This is a genomic window from Elioraea rosea (genome assembly GCF_007644105.1).
GTDB classification, from domain to species: domain Bacteria; phylum Pseudomonadota; class Alphaproteobacteria; order Acetobacterales; family Acetobacteraceae; genus Elioraea_A; species Elioraea_A rosea.
Genome location: NZ_VFAC01000038.1, coordinates 1 through 17,553 on the forward strand (window position 1 = coordinate 1; position 17,553 = coordinate 17,553).

12 protein-coding genes are annotated in these 17,553 nt (G+C 71.0%); 11 read left to right on the forward strand and 1 reads right to left on the reverse strand.

The features are described 5' to 3' along the window. The 11 genes from prsK to FIF60_RS17805 form a co-directional block, all read left to right on the forward strand. A partial coding sequence (gene prsK / locus FIF60_RS17755; RefSeq protein WP_144299628.1) for an XrtA/PEP-CTERM system histidine kinase PrsK occupies positions 1-2,085 on the forward strand: 2,085 nt, incomplete at its 5' end. Then, positions 2,082-3,539: a PEP-CTERM-box response regulator transcription factor gene (prsR, locus tag FIF60_RS17760; RefSeq protein ID WP_144299629.1), complete on the forward strand. Its 1,458-nt coding sequence runs from the start codon at positions 2,082-2,084 to the stop codon at positions 3,537-3,539. The genes prsK and prsR, both read left to right, overlap by 4 nt. A 12-nt stretch (positions 3,540-3,551) precedes the next feature. Then, positions 3,552-6,413, forward strand: coding sequence for an XrtA/PEP-CTERM system TPR-repeat protein PrsT (gene prsT, locus FIF60_RS17765; RefSeq protein WP_144299630.1), 2,862 nt, complete (start codon positions 3,552-3,554; stop codon positions 6,411-6,413). Between the two features lie 30 nt (positions 6,414-6,443). After that, on the forward strand, positions 6,444-7,772 hold the full coding sequence (locus FIF60_RS17770; RefSeq protein ID WP_144299631.1) for a putative O-glycosylation ligase, exosortase A system-associated: 1,329 nt from the start codon (positions 6,444-6,446) through the stop codon (positions 7,770-7,772). A 152-nt stretch (positions 7,773-7,924) separates the two neighbouring features. Beyond that, positions 7,925-9,169, forward strand: coding sequence for a glycosyltransferase family 4 protein (locus tag FIF60_RS17775; RefSeq protein ID WP_144299632.1), 1,245 nt, complete (start codon positions 7,925-7,927; stop codon positions 9,167-9,169). Then, positions 9,166-11,352, forward strand: coding sequence for an RIFT barrel domain-containing protein (locus FIF60_RS17780; protein ID WP_144299633.1), 2,187 nt, complete (start codon positions 9,166-9,168; stop codon positions 11,350-11,352). Before FIF60_RS17775 ends, FIF60_RS17780 begins: the two co-directional genes overlap by 4 nt. Before the next feature lie 18 nt (positions 11,353-11,370). Next, positions 11,371-12,303, forward strand: coding sequence for a polysaccharide deacetylase family protein (locus FIF60_RS17785; protein ID WP_144299634.1), 933 nt, complete (start codon positions 11,371-11,373; stop codon positions 12,301-12,303). A gap of 56 nt (positions 12,304-12,359) precedes the next feature. Further along, entirely contained in the window at positions 12,360-13,340 is a 981-nt protein-coding gene (locus tag FIF60_RS17790; RefSeq protein ID WP_158639282.1) for a GNAT family N-acetyltransferase, read from the forward strand. Beyond that, positions 13,337-14,839, forward strand: coding sequence for a lipopolysaccharide biosynthesis protein (locus FIF60_RS17795; RefSeq protein WP_144299636.1), 1,503 nt, complete (start codon positions 13,337-13,339; stop codon positions 14,837-14,839). Before FIF60_RS17790 ends, FIF60_RS17795 begins: the two co-directional genes overlap by 4 nt. After that, entirely contained in the window at positions 14,839-16,098 is a 1,260-nt protein-coding gene (locus FIF60_RS17800; RefSeq protein WP_144299637.1) for a polysaccharide pyruvyl transferase family protein, read from the forward strand. The genes FIF60_RS17795 and FIF60_RS17800 overlap by 1 nt, the downstream gene beginning before the upstream one ends. A gap of 67 nt (positions 16,099-16,165) precedes the next feature. Further along, positions 16,166-17,119, forward strand: a complete 954-nt coding sequence (locus FIF60_RS17805) for an NAD-dependent epimerase/dehydratase family protein (RefSeq protein ID WP_144299638.1) — start codon at positions 16,166-16,168, stop codon at positions 17,117-17,119. Between the two features lie 50 nt (positions 17,120-17,169). On the opposite strand, the gene FIF60_RS21735 is transcribed toward FIF60_RS17805, so the two are convergent. After that, positions 17,170-17,343: a hypothetical protein gene (locus tag FIF60_RS21735; RefSeq protein WP_158639283.1), complete on the reverse strand. Its 174-nt coding sequence runs from the start codon at positions 17,341-17,343 to the stop codon at positions 17,170-17,172. Positions 17,344-17,553: the final 210 nt, after the last annotated feature.

The window sequence follows — 17,553 nt, forward strand, 5'->3', positions numbered from 1 at the left end:
GGCCGCACGGCGGGCTGGCTCGCCGCCGCCGCTGCCGCGGCCGCCCTCTGGCTCGGCGCGGTCGCGGCCTTCCCCGCCCAGCCGCTCGACGGGCCCGCGGGGGCTGCCGAGATCCTGCGCAGCCTCGTCTGGTTCGTGCTCCTGCTCGCCTTCTATCGCGGCGCGGGGGGCGAGCGCGTCTCCGGCTCGGTATGGCGCTTCGCCGCAACCGGCGCGGTGCTCGCCGCGGTCGCTGCGCTGTCGATGCTGCCGGGGCTGACGGAGGCGATCGTGCTTCCCTCGCTCGGCTCGCCGGCGCTGCTTGCCCGCATCGGGCTTGCCATCGTCACCGTGCTGCTCGCCGAGAACCTCTACCGCAACGCCGACGAGGCGGCGCGCTGGCACTTCAACCTGCCCTGCATCGTCTTCGCCGGGCTCTCGATCCTCGATCTCCTGCTCTACGCCGACGCGGTGCTGTCGCGCAGCTTCGCGCCCGCGATGCTCGATGCGCGCTCGGTCACCACCGCGCTCGCCATGCCGCTGCTCGCGATCGCCGCCGGGCGCGGCCGCCGCCTGCGCCGGCCGCTGCAGCTCTCCCGCCAGGTGGCGTTCCACGGCGCGACGCTTCTCGTCGCCGGCACCTTCCTGCTCGGCATCGGCGCGGCGGGCGAGATGCTGCGCCAGCTCGGCGCCGACTGGAGCCGCGCGGTCCAGATCAGCCTCGCAGCGGCGGCGGTGATGGCGCTCGCCGTGGCCGCGGCCTCGCAGAGCGCACGCTCGCGGCTGCGCCGGCTGGTGATCGATCACTTCTTCGCCGCCCGCTACGACTACCGCCGCGAATGGCTGCGCTGCGTCGACACGCTCTCCTCCGGCGAGGCGGGGGCGGAGGCGCATGTGCGGGCGATCCGCGCCATCGCCGACGCGGCCGACAGCCCCGGCGGGGCGCTCCTGCTGCGCGACCCGATCGAGCGCGGCGCGAGCGAGGCGCCCGTCACCTATCGCTGGGGCGGGTCGTGGAACATGCGCGACGCGCCGAGCCTCTCCCTCCCGCCCGACCATGCGCTGGTCACGCGGCTGCGCGGCGGGGCCTGGGTGGTCGCCTTCGAGGAGGAGGAGGCGATGGAGGACATCGCCTCGGCCTTCGGCAGGGCCTGGCTCGCCGTGCCGCTGCTGCATCACCGCGAGGGGCTCGTCGGGCTCGTGCTGCTCGGCCCGCCCCGCGCGCCCTTCCCGCTCGATGTCGAGACCTACGACCTGTTGCGCACGCTCGGGCAGGAGGTGGCGATGTTCCTCGCCGAGCGCCGCGCGGCCGAGCGGCTCGTCGATCAGCGCCAGCTGCAGGACTACGCCAAGCGCTTCGCCTTCGTGGCGCACGACGTGAAGACGGTCTCGAGCCAGTTGACGCTGCTTCTCGCCAATGCCGAGGAGAACATCGCCGACCCCGAGTTCCAGCGCGACATGCTTCTGACCGTCCGCGCCTCTGCCGAGCGGATCAACGCGCTGATCGCGAGGCTCCGCCAGCCCGAGGCGGAGGCGAAGGAGGCCGCGAAGGAGCCTGTCCGGCCTGAAGGGGGAGCCGCCGAGGGGGGAGCCGAGGGAGGAGCGGGGCCGGTCGACCCGCTCGCGAGCCTCGCCGCCATCGTCGCCGGCCGGCGCCACCCGGTGCGCCTCGCTCCGCCCCCCGAGGGCGGGGTCGGCCTCGCCGCGATCGGGGCGGGACAGTTTGAGGCGGCGGTAACCCACCTGCTCGACAATGCGATCGAGGCGTCCGAGCCGGGCGTGCCCGTCACGGTCTCGGCGCGCCACGAGGGAGGGAGGATCCTGATCGACATCACCGACCGGGGGCCCGGCATGACGGCCGAGTTCGTGCGCGACCGGCTGTTCCGCCCCCTCTCCACCTCCAAGCCCCAGGGCAGCGGCATCGGCGCCTGGCAGGCGCGGGAGCTGCTGCGCGAGGCCGGCGGCGACCTGACGGTGCTGACCAGCCCGGGCGCAGGCACTACGATGCGGCTTGCGCTCCTGCCCGCTCGGGAGACGCCATCCGTCCGGGCGGCGCGGCCCGACGACGCCGGAACCGTGCCGACGCAGCAGAGGCTTCGTGCATGAGCAAGCCCAAACTCCTGGTGATCGAGGACGACGCGGCCCTCTGTGCGCAGTACCGCTGGAGCTTCTCCGGCTGGCGCGTGGTGATCGCCAATGACCGCGCCCAGGCCGAGGCGGCCGCCCAGCGCGAGGACCCCGCGGTGGCGCTGCTCGACCTCGGCCTGCCGCCGGACGCGGAGGGGGTGAGCGAGGGCTTCGCCACCCTCGAGGCCTTGCGGAAGATCTCGCCGATGCTGCCGGTGATCGTCTCCTCCGGGCAGGACCAGCGCGAGAACGCGCTGCGCGCGATCGCCCTCGGCGCCTACGATTTCTGCCCCAAGCCGGCCGACCTCGCGATGCTGCGCACGGTGCTCGACCGCGCGCTCCGCCTGCGCGAGCTCGAGGAGGAGAATCTCCGCCTCGCCGCCTCGCCCCGCCCCTCGCCGGTGCGCGACATCATCACCGGCGACGACGCGATGCTGAAGGTCTGCCGGACGGTGGAACGTCTCGCCTCCGTCACGGTGCCGGTGCTGCTGCTCGGCGAGAGCGGCACGGGCAAGGAGGCGCTCGCCCGCGCGCTGCACGAGATGGGGCCGCGCGCGGCGAAGGAGTTCGTCGCGATCAACTGCGCAGCGATCCCCGAGACGCTGCTCGAGAGCGAGCTGTTCGGCCACGAGAAGGGCGCCTTCACCGGCGCGGTGCGCCAGGTGGTCGGCCGCATCGAGGCGGCGAACGGCGGCACGCTGTTCCTCGACGAGATCGGCGACCTGCCGGCCTCGCTGCAGGCCAAGCTGCTGCGCTTCCTGCAGGACCAGACCTTCGAGCGCGTCGGCGGGCGGAGCCCGATCCGCGTCGATGTGCGCGTCGTCTCGGCGACCAACCAGCCGCTCGAGGACCAGGCCGGCCAGGGCCGGTTCCGCGGCGACCTGCTCTACCGCCTCAACGGCGTGACGGTGCGCATCCCCCCCCTGCGGGAGCGCGGCGAGGATGCGGTGCTGCTCGCGCGCTGGTTCCTCGCCCGCGAGAGCATGACGCTGGGGCGGCGCAATCGCGGCTTCGATGCCGGCGCGCTCGCGGCGATCGCCGCACATGCCTGGCCGGGCAATGTGCGCGAGCTGCAGAACCGGGTGCGCCGCGCGGCGCTGATGGCCGACGGGCCGCTGATCACGGCCGAGGATCTCGAGCTCGAGGCGCCGGCAGCGGAGACCCGCAGCAGCGTGCCGGAGATCGACTTCGACCTGCGTGCCGCACGGCTTCGTGCCGAGCGCGACACGATCGAGCGCGCGCTCGCGCACAGCAACGGCAGTGTCTCGGCCGCCGCACGGCTGCTCGGCATCAGCCGCCCCACCCTTTATGGTCTGCTCGACACGCACGGCATGGCGCCGCACCGGCCCGGCGGGGAGCCGGGTGCGGAAGGCGCCCATGAGGGCAGCCCGGAGAGCGGCAGGCCGCCGGAAGCCACGCTCGGCGCCGTTTAGCGGAGGATCAGGATGTTCACTCGAGAGACAACGACCGCAACCGGTGCGCGCCTGCGGGCCCGGAGGCCCTTCCGCCTCGCGCTGCTCTCCGCCGCAGCGGCCGCGCTGCTCGCCGCGATGCCGGCCGAGGCCTCGGTGGAACGCGCGCGCGCGGCGCAGGCGCGCGGCGATCTCCGCGCGGCGCAGATCGAGTACCGCAACGCCGTGCGCACCGACCCGAACTCGGCCGCGCTGCGCGCCGCGCTCGCGCAGGCGAGCCTCGACATCGGCGACACCGACACCGCCGAGAAGGAAGCCCGCGCCGCCCTCGAGCGCGGCTACGACCCCGTCGCCGGCACGGCGCTGCTGATGCGCTCCTATCTCGCGCGCGGTCGCTTCGACGACCTCCTGCGCGACTTCCCGCCCCCGGCGGCGAACGCGCCGCCCGCCGTCGCCGCGCAGGTTCTCTCCGGCCGCGCGCTCGCCCAGATCGGCACGAACCAGAAGGACGAGGCGGCGCGCAGCGTCGCCGAGGCGGTGCGCCTCGCGCCCGACACCGCCGCGGTGCAGGTCGTCGCCGCGCAGGTGGCGCTCGCGGACGGCAAGCGCGACGTCGCCGAGGCCGCGCTCGACCGCGCGCTCGCGATCGAGCCGAACAATGTCGAGGCGCTGCTTCGCAAGGGCACGGTGCAGTACGAGCGCGGCGACCTGCAGGGCGCGGCCGACACCTTCGCGAAGCTGATCGGGGTGATGCCGGGCAACACCATCGCCCGCACCCGCCGGGCCGACGCGCTGCTCCGCCTCGGCCGCGATGCCGATGCGCTCGCCGAGGTCGAGGCGGCGCTGCGCACCGCGCCCGGCTACGCGGTGGCGGTCTACCAGCGCGCGATGCTGCATGCCCGCGCCCAGGAATGGCGGCAGGCAGACGAGATCCTGCAGCGCCTCGGCACGGCGGTGACGAACTTCTCGGACGGGCTGCTTCTGCTCGCCGCAACGAAGCAGGCGCTCGGGCAGCGCGACCTCGCCGAGGATGCCGCGCGCCGCTATGTCGCGCGCCGGCCCGAGGACCCGCGCGGCGTGAAGCTCCTCGCCGCCCTCGAGATGGCGGCCGGGCGCCCCGATGCCGCTGCGGGCACGCTCGAACGCCTCGCGATGCGCGGCGGCGCGGATGCCGAGGCCTACGAGATGCTCGGCCGCGCCCACCTTGCCGCGCGCCGGCCACGGGAATCGGCCGAGGCCTACGAGAAGGCCGCGGAGCTTGCCCGCGACAACGTCCAGCTCCAGGCGCGGCTTGCCGCCGCCCGCCTCGCTTCCGGCGATGCGGCGGGCGCGGCGGAGGCCGCGGAGACGGTGCTCAGGCTCGACCCGAGCCAGACGGGCATGCACCAGATCCTCGCCGGCGCCGCCCTCGCCCGCGGCGACCTCGCCGCCGCCTCGGCGGCACTCGAGAAGGTGCCGCCCGCGGCGCGCGACACCGAGCTCGTCGGCATCATCGACGGCACGATCGACCTCGTGCGCGTCAATCTTCCCGGCGCCCGCACCGCCTTCGAGAGCGTGCTGAAGAACCACCCCAACAGCGTGCGCGCCCGCCTCGGCCTCGCCCGTGTCGCGGCGATGCAGGGCAACGGCGAGGAGGTGGACAAGCTTCTCGCCGAGGTGCTCGAGCGTGAACCGGGCAACGCCGAGGCGGCGCTGCGGCTCTCCGCCGCGGCGCAGTCCTCGACGCCCCGCGCGGCTGCCGCGCGCGCCTCGCTCGAGCGCGCCCAGGCCGCTGCGCCAGACAACATCCCGCTTGCGATCGCCACGGCGCGCATGCAGCTCGCCCTGCGCGAGCCGGCCAAGGCGGTGGCGATCCTCGATGCGACGGAGCTTCGCCAGCGCCGCCGCGGCGTCGAGGCGCTGACGCTTCTCGCCGAGGCGCATGCCGCGCAGGAGCAGTGGCAGGAGGCCGAGGCCGCCGCGCGCGCCGCACTCGCGGAGGATCCCAACAGCATCACCGCGCGGCAGCAGGTGGCGGCGCTCCTGTTGCGCGGCGGCAACGCGCGCGGCGCCGAGGGCCTGCTCGAGATCGGGCTCAACGCGCAGCCCGCGAGCATGCCGCTGCAGCAGAGCCTCGTGCAGGTGGTACGCCAGGACCGCGGCCTCGACGCTGCGCTCGAGACGGCGGACAGGCTCGCGCGCAACCCGCGCACGCGTCCCGCCTCCCTCGCGCTCCGCGGCGACCTGCTGCGCGGCGCCGACCGCAACGAGGAGGCCGCCCAGGCCTATGCGGCGGGCTACGCGCAGGCGCCCTCGCAGCTTCTCGCGCTGCGCCTCGCCTCGACCCACCAGGCGCTGGGCAAGCCCGATCAGGCCGCCGCCGCGCTCTCGACCTGGCTCGCGCGCGAGCCGGGAGATGCCGCCGTCGCCTCGCAGCTCGCGCAGATCGAGCTCGTGAGCGGCAGGACGGCCGAGGCAGAGCGCCGGCTCGCCGAGATCGTCAAGGCCTCGCCGGAGGACTGGCTGTCGCTGAACAACCTCGCCTGGCTGATGCAGGCGCGCAGCGATCCGGCGACGGCAGAAGGCAAGGCGACGCTCGCGCAGGCGCGGCTTCTCGCCGAACGCGCCTACTACATCAGCCCGACGCCCGAGACCTCCGACACGCTCGGCTGGATCCTCGCGCGCGAGGGCCAGGTGGAGGCTGGGCTGCCGCTGATCCGGCAGGCCGCTGCGGCGACGGTGGCGCGGCAGCGTGCCGATCCCTCGATGCTCTACCGGCTCGGCTTCGCGCTGAAGGAGGCCGGGCAGCGCGACGAGGCGATCCGCGTGCTCGATGCCGTGGTGAAGGCGGACGTGCAGTTCCCCGAGCGCGAGGCCGCGACGCGGTTGCTCGAGACGCTGCGCGCCGGCGGCTGAGCGCGCCGGCGGGACACGCGGGAGCGCCGGATGCGCGACCTTGCCCTTAGCGGCGTGCTGGTATCATTGCTCGCGCTTGCGGCAGCGCGGCCATTTGTGGGCGTGCTCGTTTGGTCATGGATCTCGTTCATGAATCCGCACCGGGAGGTGTGGGGGTTCGCCCAGAGCATGCCCTGGGCGATGGTTACCTTCCTTGTCACAGTGTTCGCGTGCTTCGTCGCCCGCGAGCCGAAGCGGCTAGCGCTGAATGCCGTGACGGTTCTGCTGGTCGTGTTCGCCTTCTGCATCACCGTGACCTCGCTGGTGGCAATCGGGCCGTCCGCCCAGGTGTGGGAGGGCTGGAACCGGACCATCAAGGTGCTGGCCGGGCTGCTACTGACGGCATCGCTGCTGACGGAGCGGCGGCGCGTCGATGCGCTCGTATGGCTGATGGTGATCGCGATTGGGTTCTACGGGGTGAAGGGCGGAATCTTCACCGCGGTCACGGGCGGCGGCTTCATCGTCCTCGGCCCACCCGATTCGATGATCGAGGACCGCAACCACCTCGCGGTCGCACTGCTCGTGACACTGCCGCTGATGAACTACCTCAGGATGCAGGCGCGCCATCTTCCCGTCCGCCAGGGTCTTGCGGCTGCCATGGCAGCGACTCTGCTCGCGGCGATCGGCAGCCAGTCGCGCGGCGCGCTGATCGCCCTCGCCGCGACCGCCGGCATGTTCTGGCTGCGCAGCCGCGGCAAGATCACCTCGGGGATCGTGCTCGCGGTCGGCCTCGCCGCGGCGATCGCCTTCATGCCTGAAAGCTGGGTCGAGCGCATGCGTTCGATCCAGAACTACGAGCAGGACGGCTCGGCGATGGGGCGGCTAACCATATGGATGGCTGCCTTTGCCCTGGCGCTCGCCCGGCCCCTGGTCGGCGGCGGATTCCACGCGATCTACAACCAAGGCATCGTCAACATGGTCGCGCCGGGAATCAGGGCACGCGCCACCCACAGCATATGGTTCGAGGTGATGGCCGATCATGGCTTCCCGACCTTCTTCGTCTGGGTGGGAATCATCGTCGCCGGGCTCTGGTACTCGCGGCGGATTTGCCGCATGGCGAAGGACCAGCCCGCGCTGCGCTGGGCGTACGATCTTGCGCGGATGAGCCAGGTCTCCGCCGTCGCCTACATGGCCGGCGGCAGCTTCCTCTCGCTCAGCTACTGGGACTTCTTCTGGACGCTGATGGTCGTGCTCGGCGCGACGCATGCCCTCGTCGCGCAGGCGCTGAGGCAGCAATCGCCGGCGCCGGCGGCGGGCCGATCCGTCGGCTGGCAGCCGCAATCCGCCGGCGGGCTTCGCCCCGCCGTGAACCGAACATGAAGGCGGGAACCGGAGCATGCAGGCCTTCTACTACCTCGCCATGCTCATCGGCGTGGCGTGGCTCGCCGTTTGGTCCATCCTGCCGCCAGAACAGCGCGGCAGATGGTGGTGGCCTTTCGACATGCGCGACAGCGAAGCGGAGGAGTTAAGCGATGCGCGCCCTGCCGGAAGCGACCGCAAGGCCGGAGACCGAGGCAGCGCGGCACGGCCGCGCGAGCGCGGCGGCGACAGAACGGCCGCTCCGGCTGCTGACCTTCAGCACCCTCTACCCGAACGCCGCCCAGCCCAATCATGGCGTGTTCGTCGAGAACAGGCTGAGGCATCTCGTCGCAAGCGGTGAGGCAGAGAGCACGGTCCTCGCCCCGGTTCCCTGGTTTCCCGGCCGCGGGCCCGGCGCCGTGCCGGCGGAGGAGCGACGCCACGGCCTCGCCGTGCATCACCCGCGCTTCCTCGCCATTCCCAAGTTCGGCCTCGCCACCAACCCCTACGCGCTCTGGCGCGCCGCGCGCACGGCGTTCCGGCGGCTGCGCGCGGACAGGCTGGCGTTCGACCTGATCGACGGCCATTACCTCTACCCTGACGGCGTCGCGGCGGTGTGGCTTGCCGAGGAGGCGGGGCTTCCCGTGGTGCTGACCGCGCGGGGCTCGGACACGAGCCAACTTCCCCATTACCGCTTGCCGGGGCGGCTGATCCGCCAAGCGGTCGACCGCGCCGACGCGCTGATTGCCGTCTCGGCGGCGCTCGGTGAGGGCCTGGTCGCGCTCGGCGCGAGGCCGGAAAAGGTCACAGTGCTGCGCAACGGGGTGGACCTGTCGCTGTTCCGCCCGGTGCCGGACCGCGCGGCGCTGCGCGCCTCGCTCGGGCTCGATGCACCGACGCTGCTTTCGGTCGGACACCTGATCGAACGCAAGCGCAACCACCTCACGATCGAGGCGCTTCGCCTGCTCCCCCAGCACCGCCTACTGCTCATCGGCGAGGGGCCAGAGCGGGCGATGCTCGAGGCGTGCGCGGCCAAGCATGGCGTGGTCGACCGCGTCCGCTTCCTCGGCGCGATGCCGCACAAGGAGTTGCCGCGCTACTACACGGCGGCCGACGTGATGGTGCTCGCCTCCTCGCGGGAAGGCTGGGCGAACGTGCTGCTCGAGGCGATGGGCTGCGGCACGCCAGTGGTGGCAACTCCCGCCTGGGGCTCGCGCGAGGCGGTCGCCGCCCCCGAGGCAGGGATTGTCGTCGAGGAGGCAACCGCCGAGGCGCTCGCCGAGGCGCTGCGCCGGCTCGCGGCCTCGCCTCCCAATAGGGCGGCGACGGCTGCCTATGCCGCCCGGTTCAGTTGGGACGAGACCACCGCCGGGCAGCTCGCGCTGTTCCGGCGCGTGCTTCAGGAGCGTGGGCGATGACGGACGACAGCTCGGCCGCCCTCCCCTGGCTGTCACGCCGTGCAGCTACACGGCTGGCGCTGACGGGGCTTGTCTCCGGCTGCGCGGGCGCCCCTGCCTGGGCGCAGCAGGGGGCGGTCGTCACCCCTGCCCTGCCATGTCTCGGCCACCCGGACGACATCGTGTCGCTGCTGCTGGAAGGCTCGGGTGCGCCGGCGGAAACGGTCGCCGTTTTCGGCCAGGCGTTCCGCCAGGGCGACCTGCCGCGTGGCGCCTCGCTCACCGCACGGCGAGCGACGGGCCAGGCCCTGCCGGTGCAGGCGGACGTGACCACGCGCCACCCCGACGGCTCGGCCCGGTTCGCGGTCGTCAGCCTCTCCTGCCCCGCGCTCCGCAGCGGCGAGCGTCTCGGCGTGGTGCTCGCCCGCGGCAGGGCGAGCGAGGCCGCGGCGCTGGACGTGACGGCTGCCGCCGCGGGCCGCTCGGCGGTCGTCGAGATCACCCCGGCGGATGGCGGGGCGCCCTGGCGGGCCGACCTGCTGCTGCGGATGCAGGATGCGGTGGTGCAGCGCCTCCCGAAGGCGGCGTGGCAGGCGGGGCACCTTGCCGTGCAGGCGCGCGTGCGGCTGCCGGTGCCGGCCGAGGCGGTGGGCGGTGCTGCCTCGGCCCGGCTGGTCGCCGACCTCGCGCTGCGGGCGGACGGTACGCTCTGGTGCGCCGTCTGGCTGCGCAACGACATCGCGATGCGGGCGCAGGGCGGTACCGCGCGCTACACGCTGCGGCTCCTGCTCGACGGGCGGGAGGTGCTCGACAGCGGCGAGATCCGGCAGTTCCAGTATCAGGGCTTTGGGCGGACGCGGAGCGTCGCCCCGGGTGGCGCTGCGTCCACGCCGCCCTTTGTGCGGCACGATGTGCACTACCTCGCCGAGATCGGGGCGGTGCCGCATTACGACGTGGCCGTCGGGGTCGCCGACACGTTGCTGGGCAGGCTAGCGGCCGCGACGGCTTCGCGCGAATGGGCCGTCCCGCTCGCGCCGCGCGGCATCGCCCAGTACATGCCGGCAACCGGCGGGCGGGGCGACATCGGCCCCACGACGATGTGGCAGGCCGCCTGGCTGGTGAGCATGGACCGGCGCGCGGCGGCCTACGTGCTTGGCCAGGCCGAGGCGGCGGGTGCAGTGCCGTGGCATTTCTGGGACGACGCGAACGACACCTGGCTGAGCACCGAGCACTACCCAGCGCTCTGGACCGACCCGCGCGGCGGCACCGGGCGGGTGGGCAACCGGGCATCGGGCGGGCTGGCGCAGCAGCGCGCGCCCACTGCCGAGACAGGCTGGACGCCCGACATCGCCCATCAGCCCGACCTCTCGACGGTGCCCTACCTGCTCACCGGCGAGCGCTGGATCCTGGACAACCTCCAGGCCCAGACCTCTGCCGCGATCATGGGCACGTATCCGGTCAACCGCCTGGATGGCGAAGCGCTGGTGACGAATGGCGGGCAGGTGCGCGGCTCGGCCTGGAACCTGCGCCAGGTCGGCAACGCCGCCTGGCTGAGCCCCGACGGCTCCGCCGAGAAGGCCTATTTCGAGAGCGTCCAGCAGAAGAACTGGTCCTGGCTCGTGGCCCAGACGCCCGGCTGGACGGCAAAGCAGGGCGAGGCGCATGGCTGGGTGCCGGGCGTGTATGGCGAGCGCGGCGGCGTCGCGCCGTGGCAGCAGGACTACTTCGCCTCCACGACCCTGGCCGAGGCGCGGCGCGGCAATGCCGATGCGCTTGCCTTCCTTCGCTGGCAGGCGAATTTCCTGCTCGGGCGGTTCCAGGCCGAGCGGGCCGGCCTCGCGATGCACGCCGGCGCTGGCTACGGCCTCGCCGTCACCGAGGCGACGACCTTCAATCCGATCTCGCAGCGCCTCTACCCGACATGGGCGGAGATCGCCCAAGCGAACGAGGCGCGCGGCTGGGCGAAGCGGCCCTGGTCGGATTTCCAGTACAACCAGCTCGCCCTCGCGACCCTCGCCGGCCTCGCCACGACGCTCCGCTCTGAGGACGCGGCGAGGCTGTTCGCGACCCTGTCACAGCAGCGGATGCGCGGCACCAGCATCGCCGACTACCGCCAGAATTCCACCTACGCCATCGTCCCACCCGGATTCTCGCGCGCCGGGTCGGCCGCGCCGCGCTGCACGCCGTCCCGCCCGCCGGGCTGAAGGCGCCCCTCGTACCGCATGCGCGCCACCCTCAAACGCCTGCTGTTCGGCCTCGGCCTCGCCCGGGCGCTGCATCGAGTGCGAAATCGGAACGTTCTGACGGTGGCGATGTTCCACCGCGTCCTGCCGCCCGGCGATCCGCGCTTCGCCGGCGCCAACCCGACCTACACGCTCGGCCTCGGTGATTTCGAGCAGGTGCTCGACCTGTTCGCGCGGTTCTACAGCGTGGTCGGCCTCGACGCGGTGGAGGCCGCCGCGGCCGGCGCTCCGCTGCCGCGCTGCCCGCTGCTGATCACCTTCGACGACGGCTGGAGCGACAATGTCGACTATGCCCTGCCGGCACTGACCGCCCGCGGGATGCCGGCGGTGCTGTTTGTCGCGACCGGCTTCATCGGCGACCCACGCGGCTTCTGGCAGGAGCGGGTGTTCGACGCGGTCGCGACGCGGGATGGAATCGAGGCGGCCGAGGCGCGCGTGGCCGCCCTCGCCTCGGCCGATACCCATGCCCGGTCCGCGGCGCTCGACGTGCTCGAGGAGCGGCCCCTACCACGCTGCATGGCCGATGCCGACGAGCTCGCGACGCTGGCGGCAGGCGGGGTCTCCATCGGCGGGCACGGGCACTGCCACATCCCACTAACCGAGGTCGCGGACGCCGCCTCCGAGTTCCGCGCCTGCCGCGAGGCGCTTGCCGCGCACAACCTTGGCGGCGCGCATCCCGCCTTCTCCTTCCCGCACGGACGGTGCAACGAGGCGTTGATCGCTGGCGCACAGGAGGCTGGATTCGGCCTCTGTTTCACGAGCGCGCCGCGGCTGACGCCCCCCGCAACCCTCCAGGCCCCAGGCGGCATAGGGCGAATCTCTATCGAAGTTCCGCATCGCGGCCCCCGCGCGGGGCTCGACATCGCAGCTCTTGCCTTTTCCCTCATCACTCGGCCTCACACTCCCACCTAATGACGACGACATCCTCGCTCACGGCGGAGGTGAAGCCACCTGCCGCGCTTGATAAGGTGGAACTCGCCGCCTGGCGGACCTTCCAGGCAGCGACGCCGCATCTTCGCCGCGCCTTCTTCTCGCCCGGCTTCGCCCGCGCCTGTAGCGAGGCATGGCCGGAAGCGCGTGTAGCCGTGTTCAGGCGGGGGGGGGAGATCGCTGCCTTCTTCCCCTTCCAGTTCGCCGGCACCTGGCAGCGTCGGGTGGGCCTTGCCCAGCGAATCGGCAGCAACCTTTCCGATCATTCGGGGGTGATCGCGCGGCCAGGATTTAAGATCACACCCGCAGAAATGCTCCGCCTTTCCGGTATCGGCGCGCTGTTCATTGACCATCTGACAGGTGGACAGGAGGTGTTCGGCCTCGAGGCGGAGGAGTGGCGCCTTGGCCATACCATCGACCTTGCCGGAGGGGCGGAAGCCTACTTCGCCGCGCTCGGCGTCGCCAACAAGGGGTTTCTTGCTGATACCGAACGGCGCATGCGTCGGCTCGAAAAGGACTACGGCACTGCCGAGTTCACCTTCGTCGACCAACCCGGGTGGGAAGAGGTGCAGGCAGTGATCGACGCCAAGCGCGCGCAGTACGCCCGTACTGGCGCGGGCGACAGCTTTGCAGATCCCGCCCATCTTCGGCTTATCCAAGCGCTGGTCGCGACGGCCGATCCCGAATGCAGGCCGGTCGTCTCCACCCTCTCTGCCGGTGGTCGCGTCTTGGCCCGGCATCTCGGCCTCCTTCATGCGGGCCGCCTGAGCTACTGGTTTCCCGTTTACGACGTAGAAGCGCAAAAAGTGTCGCCAGGGCGGACGTTACTGTGGCGAACGATCCGGGACGCCGACCGGCACGGCATCGTCTGGATCGACCGCGGCGAAGGTGATTCGCAGGCGAAACGCGACTTCTCGACCGGGGTGCAGCAGTTCGGTCTTGCCGCCTGGCGGATGGGGGGCGTGCGCGGCCTCGCCGCGGATGCAGTGCAGCGCCTCCGCTGGAGGCTTGCCGGATGAGCGGGGCGGAGGAGCCCCCCCGGCTCGGCCGCGCGATGGCGGCGGGCTCGGCCTGGATGATCGCGAGCCGGTGGATGGTGCGAAGCATCGGTCTTGTGAGCACCGTCATCCTCGCGCGGCTGCTGGCGCCGGCGGATTTTGGCCTCGTGGCGATGGCGATGCTCGTGGTCGGCGCCGTCGAGGTGCTCGGGCATACAGGTCAGCGCCTCGCGATCATCAGGCTGCACGAGCCGACACGCGAGCACTACGACACGGCTTGGACCTTCGGCGTGCTGATCGGCCTCACCGCCGCGCTGATCCTCTCGATCGCCGCGCCGATCGCCGCGCAGATCTTCGACGAGCCGCGCGTGACGTGGATCGTCTGGTGCCTTTCGCTGCGGCCGCTGATGATCGGCCTCGAGAACATCGGCCTCGTCGACCTGCAGCGGCGGCTCAACTTCCGGCGCGACCAGCAGGTGGTGCTGATCGCCAAACTCGTAGCCTTCGTCGTCACATTGTCGTTGGCATTCCTCTTCCGCAGCTACTGGGCGCTGATCGCCGGCATCCTCGCCCAGGGCCTCGCGCAGCTTTCGGTCAGCTACCACTACTCGCCCTACCGTCCGGGGTTCTCGCTCGCGAAGACGCATGAGCTCTGGTCGTTCTCGAGCTGGACGCTGGTGACGCATGTCTCGGGCTACTTTGCCGACAAGGTCGACCAGATGACGGTGGGACTCTCGCTCGGCGCGCCAGCGATGGGGACCTACGCTGTCGGCGGCGAGCTCGCGGCCCTGCCGACGGAGGAGCTCGTAGTTCCCCCCACACGCGCACTCTATGCCGTCTACTCCCGCGTCTCCCACGATGCAGCGGCGCTGCGCGAGCATTACCTGCAGGCGCTCTCCTTCATCGCGCTCATCGCCTGTGCCACGAGCACCGGCATCGCACTGGTGGCGGAGGATGCAGTGCGGGTGGTGCTTGGGGAGAAGTGGCTCGAGACGGTGCCGCTGCTGCCGTGGCTCGCGCTGTCGGCCGGACTCTTCGGCATGGCGCGCAGCGCGGTTTCGGTGCTCCTTGCGGCGGGGTATGCGCGCGTCAACGCGCTGCGCGGGCTTGCCTTCGTCACGGTCCTCGTGCCCACCACCGCGATCGGGGTGCAGCTTGGCGGTGCCGAGGGTGTGGCGATCGCCAGGCTCGGCGTGACGGCGGTGATCGCGCCGGTGATGTTCCTCCTACTCATCCGCTTCCTGCATCTGCGCGTTACGGACCTGACCGCCGCGTTGTGGCGGCCACTCACGGCCGCGGCGCTGATGGCGGCGGCGGTGATGGCGGCGCATCCATCGATGCCCACGCTGCCGCCCCTGCGCCTTGTCGCGGAGGCGGGCCTCGGGGCAATGGTTTACGTCGGCTCGGTATTTGCCCTTTGGGTAACCTCTGGCAGACCCCGAGGATCAGAGCACGTCCTGTTCACTATAATAATACACCGTATCATCCGTCGTCCAAAGATAGCGCGTTCGCTTCGCTAATGAGCAGAATCCACGACAAGCTCATGCATCCGTCTGATCCGACAACTTCCGATCCAAGGCGCGACACCTATGTCGTCGTCAGCGGCTGGTACGGGCATCGTAATTCAGGCGACGAGGCAATCTTGATCGTGCTGCTGGAGCAGTTGGCTCAACTCGGCATCCATCGCACATCCGTTCTGACAGGCCAGCCCGACGAGGTCACACGATGCTACGGACCTGCCGGCACTGTGGGCGTACGCGATTGGGAGACGGTTGGACTGCACGGCCTATCCAATTTGGTTCGTGGCAGGCTCGTAGGGAAGCTGCAGCATCAGGCAGGAGCAGCAGCTTTCGTGCTAGGCGGCGGCAGCCTGCTTCGGGACAATAACACCCGGCGCAATCTTCTTCGGCTGCTCGACGATGTGTTCATCGCCTCCATGTGCCGCGTTCCAGTGTTCTTCTATGCGCTTGGCGTCGGTCCTCTGACCACGCGTCTCGGCCGCTGGCTGATCGGGCTTGCCGCGCGGCGTGCAGACATAGCCACCGTTCGCGACGAGGCAAGCGCTGAGCTCCTTCGAAGCCTTGGTGTTCCCGAAGAACGTATTGCGATCGTGACCGATCCCGCGTTCTTGCTGCCGGATGCACGCCGCGAGGATGCGATTGAGTTGGCTGGACTGAGCGACTTTCTGGCGCAGCATTCGCGCACGGTATTTATCTATCCCACACTGGCAATGACACGTCCTCCCCTGGCCGACAACCACGACCGTCATCTTCAAATGATGGCAGCGGCGTTGACGCGCCTTTGGTGTGAGGACGGGCGCGCGGTAGTGATGGTACCGATGCGTGTGACTGGCAGTGATGATGATGTCGAAGCAAGCAGGAGGATTGTCCGATTTATGGATTCTGCTTGCCCAGTCCACATCATCGAGCAGGAACTCTCGCCACCCATGATCCGTGCGCTAACGTCAGTTGCGGGGATCAATGTGACGGTGCGCCTGCACGCGATGATCTATGCTGTGTCGCTCGGAATACCGTGCGTCGCGATGAACTACGAACCCAAGGTGCTTGCGAATGCCAAGCGCTTCGGCATTGCAGATCGGGTCGTAGAATTTGGTCCGGGCTGGGATCAGTATCTTGTCGAGCAGGTGCGCCGACTTGATCGCGAGATGCCTCAGGCGCGCGCCTCACTCGCAGCGTCACTCCCCACACTTCGACAGGGAGCGATGCGAACCTTTGAGCTTCTCGGCCAGCTTCTCAATCGCTCGGCGCACAATTGTTGATGCTGCACCCTCCTGACCATACGGCGGCTTCTAGAGCGCGTTACTGCGCCAACCAGGCATAACGACCATGCCCCTCATCCTCGTCACCGGCGGCTGCGGCTTCATCGGCTCCCATCTCTCGGCGGCACTGATCGCCCGCGGCGACAGGGTGCGCGTGCTCGATGACCTCTCCACCGGAAGCCGCGCCAACCTCGCCCCCGGGGCCGAGCTCGTCACCGGCAACATCACAGACCCCGCCGTCGTTCGCGCCGCCTTCGACGGTGCGGAGGCCTGCGTCCACCTCGCCGCGATCGCCTCGGTCGAGCGGGGGGTGAAGGAGTGGCAGGCGACGCACCGGGTGAACCTCTCCGGTACCATCACGGTATTCGACGCTGCCCGAGAAGCGGGCGGGGTGCCGGTGGTCTATGCCTCCTCGGCCGCCGTCTATGGCGAGCAGGAGAAGCTGCCGATCGAGGAGGATGCGCCGAAGGCCCCCCTCTCGGCCTACGGCGCGGACAAGCTCGGCTGCGAGCAGCACGCCCGCGTCGCCGGCCACGTGCACGGCATCCCCACGCTGGGGCTTCGCTTCTTCAACGTGTTCGGGCCGCGGCAGGACCCGCGCTCGCCCTATTCGGGGGTGATCTCGATCTTCTGCGACAGGCTGGTCGCGGGAGAGCCCGTCGGCATCTACGGCGATGGCGGGCAGACGCGGGACTTCATCGCCGTGGGCGACGTCGTCGCCGGCCTGCTCGCGGGCCTCGGCGCGGCAAGCACCGAAGCACCGGTGGTGAACCTCTGCACCGGCCGGGCGACCTCCGTGCGCGACCTCGCCGGCGCGATCGCCGCGCTCGCCGGCGTCACCGGGGCGGCGGCCGAGCCGCGCCACCTGCCGCCGCGCAGTGGCGAGATCCGCCACTCTGTCGGCTCGCCGGCAAAGGCGCGCGCGCTGCTCGGGCTGGGAGAGCCCACCTCGCTCGAGACGGGACTCGCGTCGGTGATCGGGTGGATCAGGGAGGGGCGGCCGGGCCTCTCGGCCGGCTGAATACATCGGCAACGCCGGCCATTCAGCCCAGGTGACTCAACCCAGGTTGTTCAACCCAGGGCGGCGTTGACCGCCCAGGCGATGCCGAGCCACAGGACGATGGAGAGGGTGGCGGTGACGGCGATTGCGGTGGGCCAGGAAAGCCTGTCGCGAGACTCGAGGGTGGCGTCGGCCGCATGCGCCGGGCCCTGCGCCGGCCATGCCGGAGCATCAGCGATCGCCACGGACGGAACCGGGCGTGCCCGATGGGCATGAGGGTGGCGGGCCGGCGGCATCGACAGTGCTCCCCTGTCTTGTCTTTGCTGATGATTCTATCCAGTGGTGAAGGATTTGCTAATCACGCTCGCGTAGGTTGCGCACGATTGTGGCTTTTTGCCGCGAGCGCCTGGCCAGGCTTAGGCTTTATCCAGGCTTGGAGCGTATGCAGTGGCAGG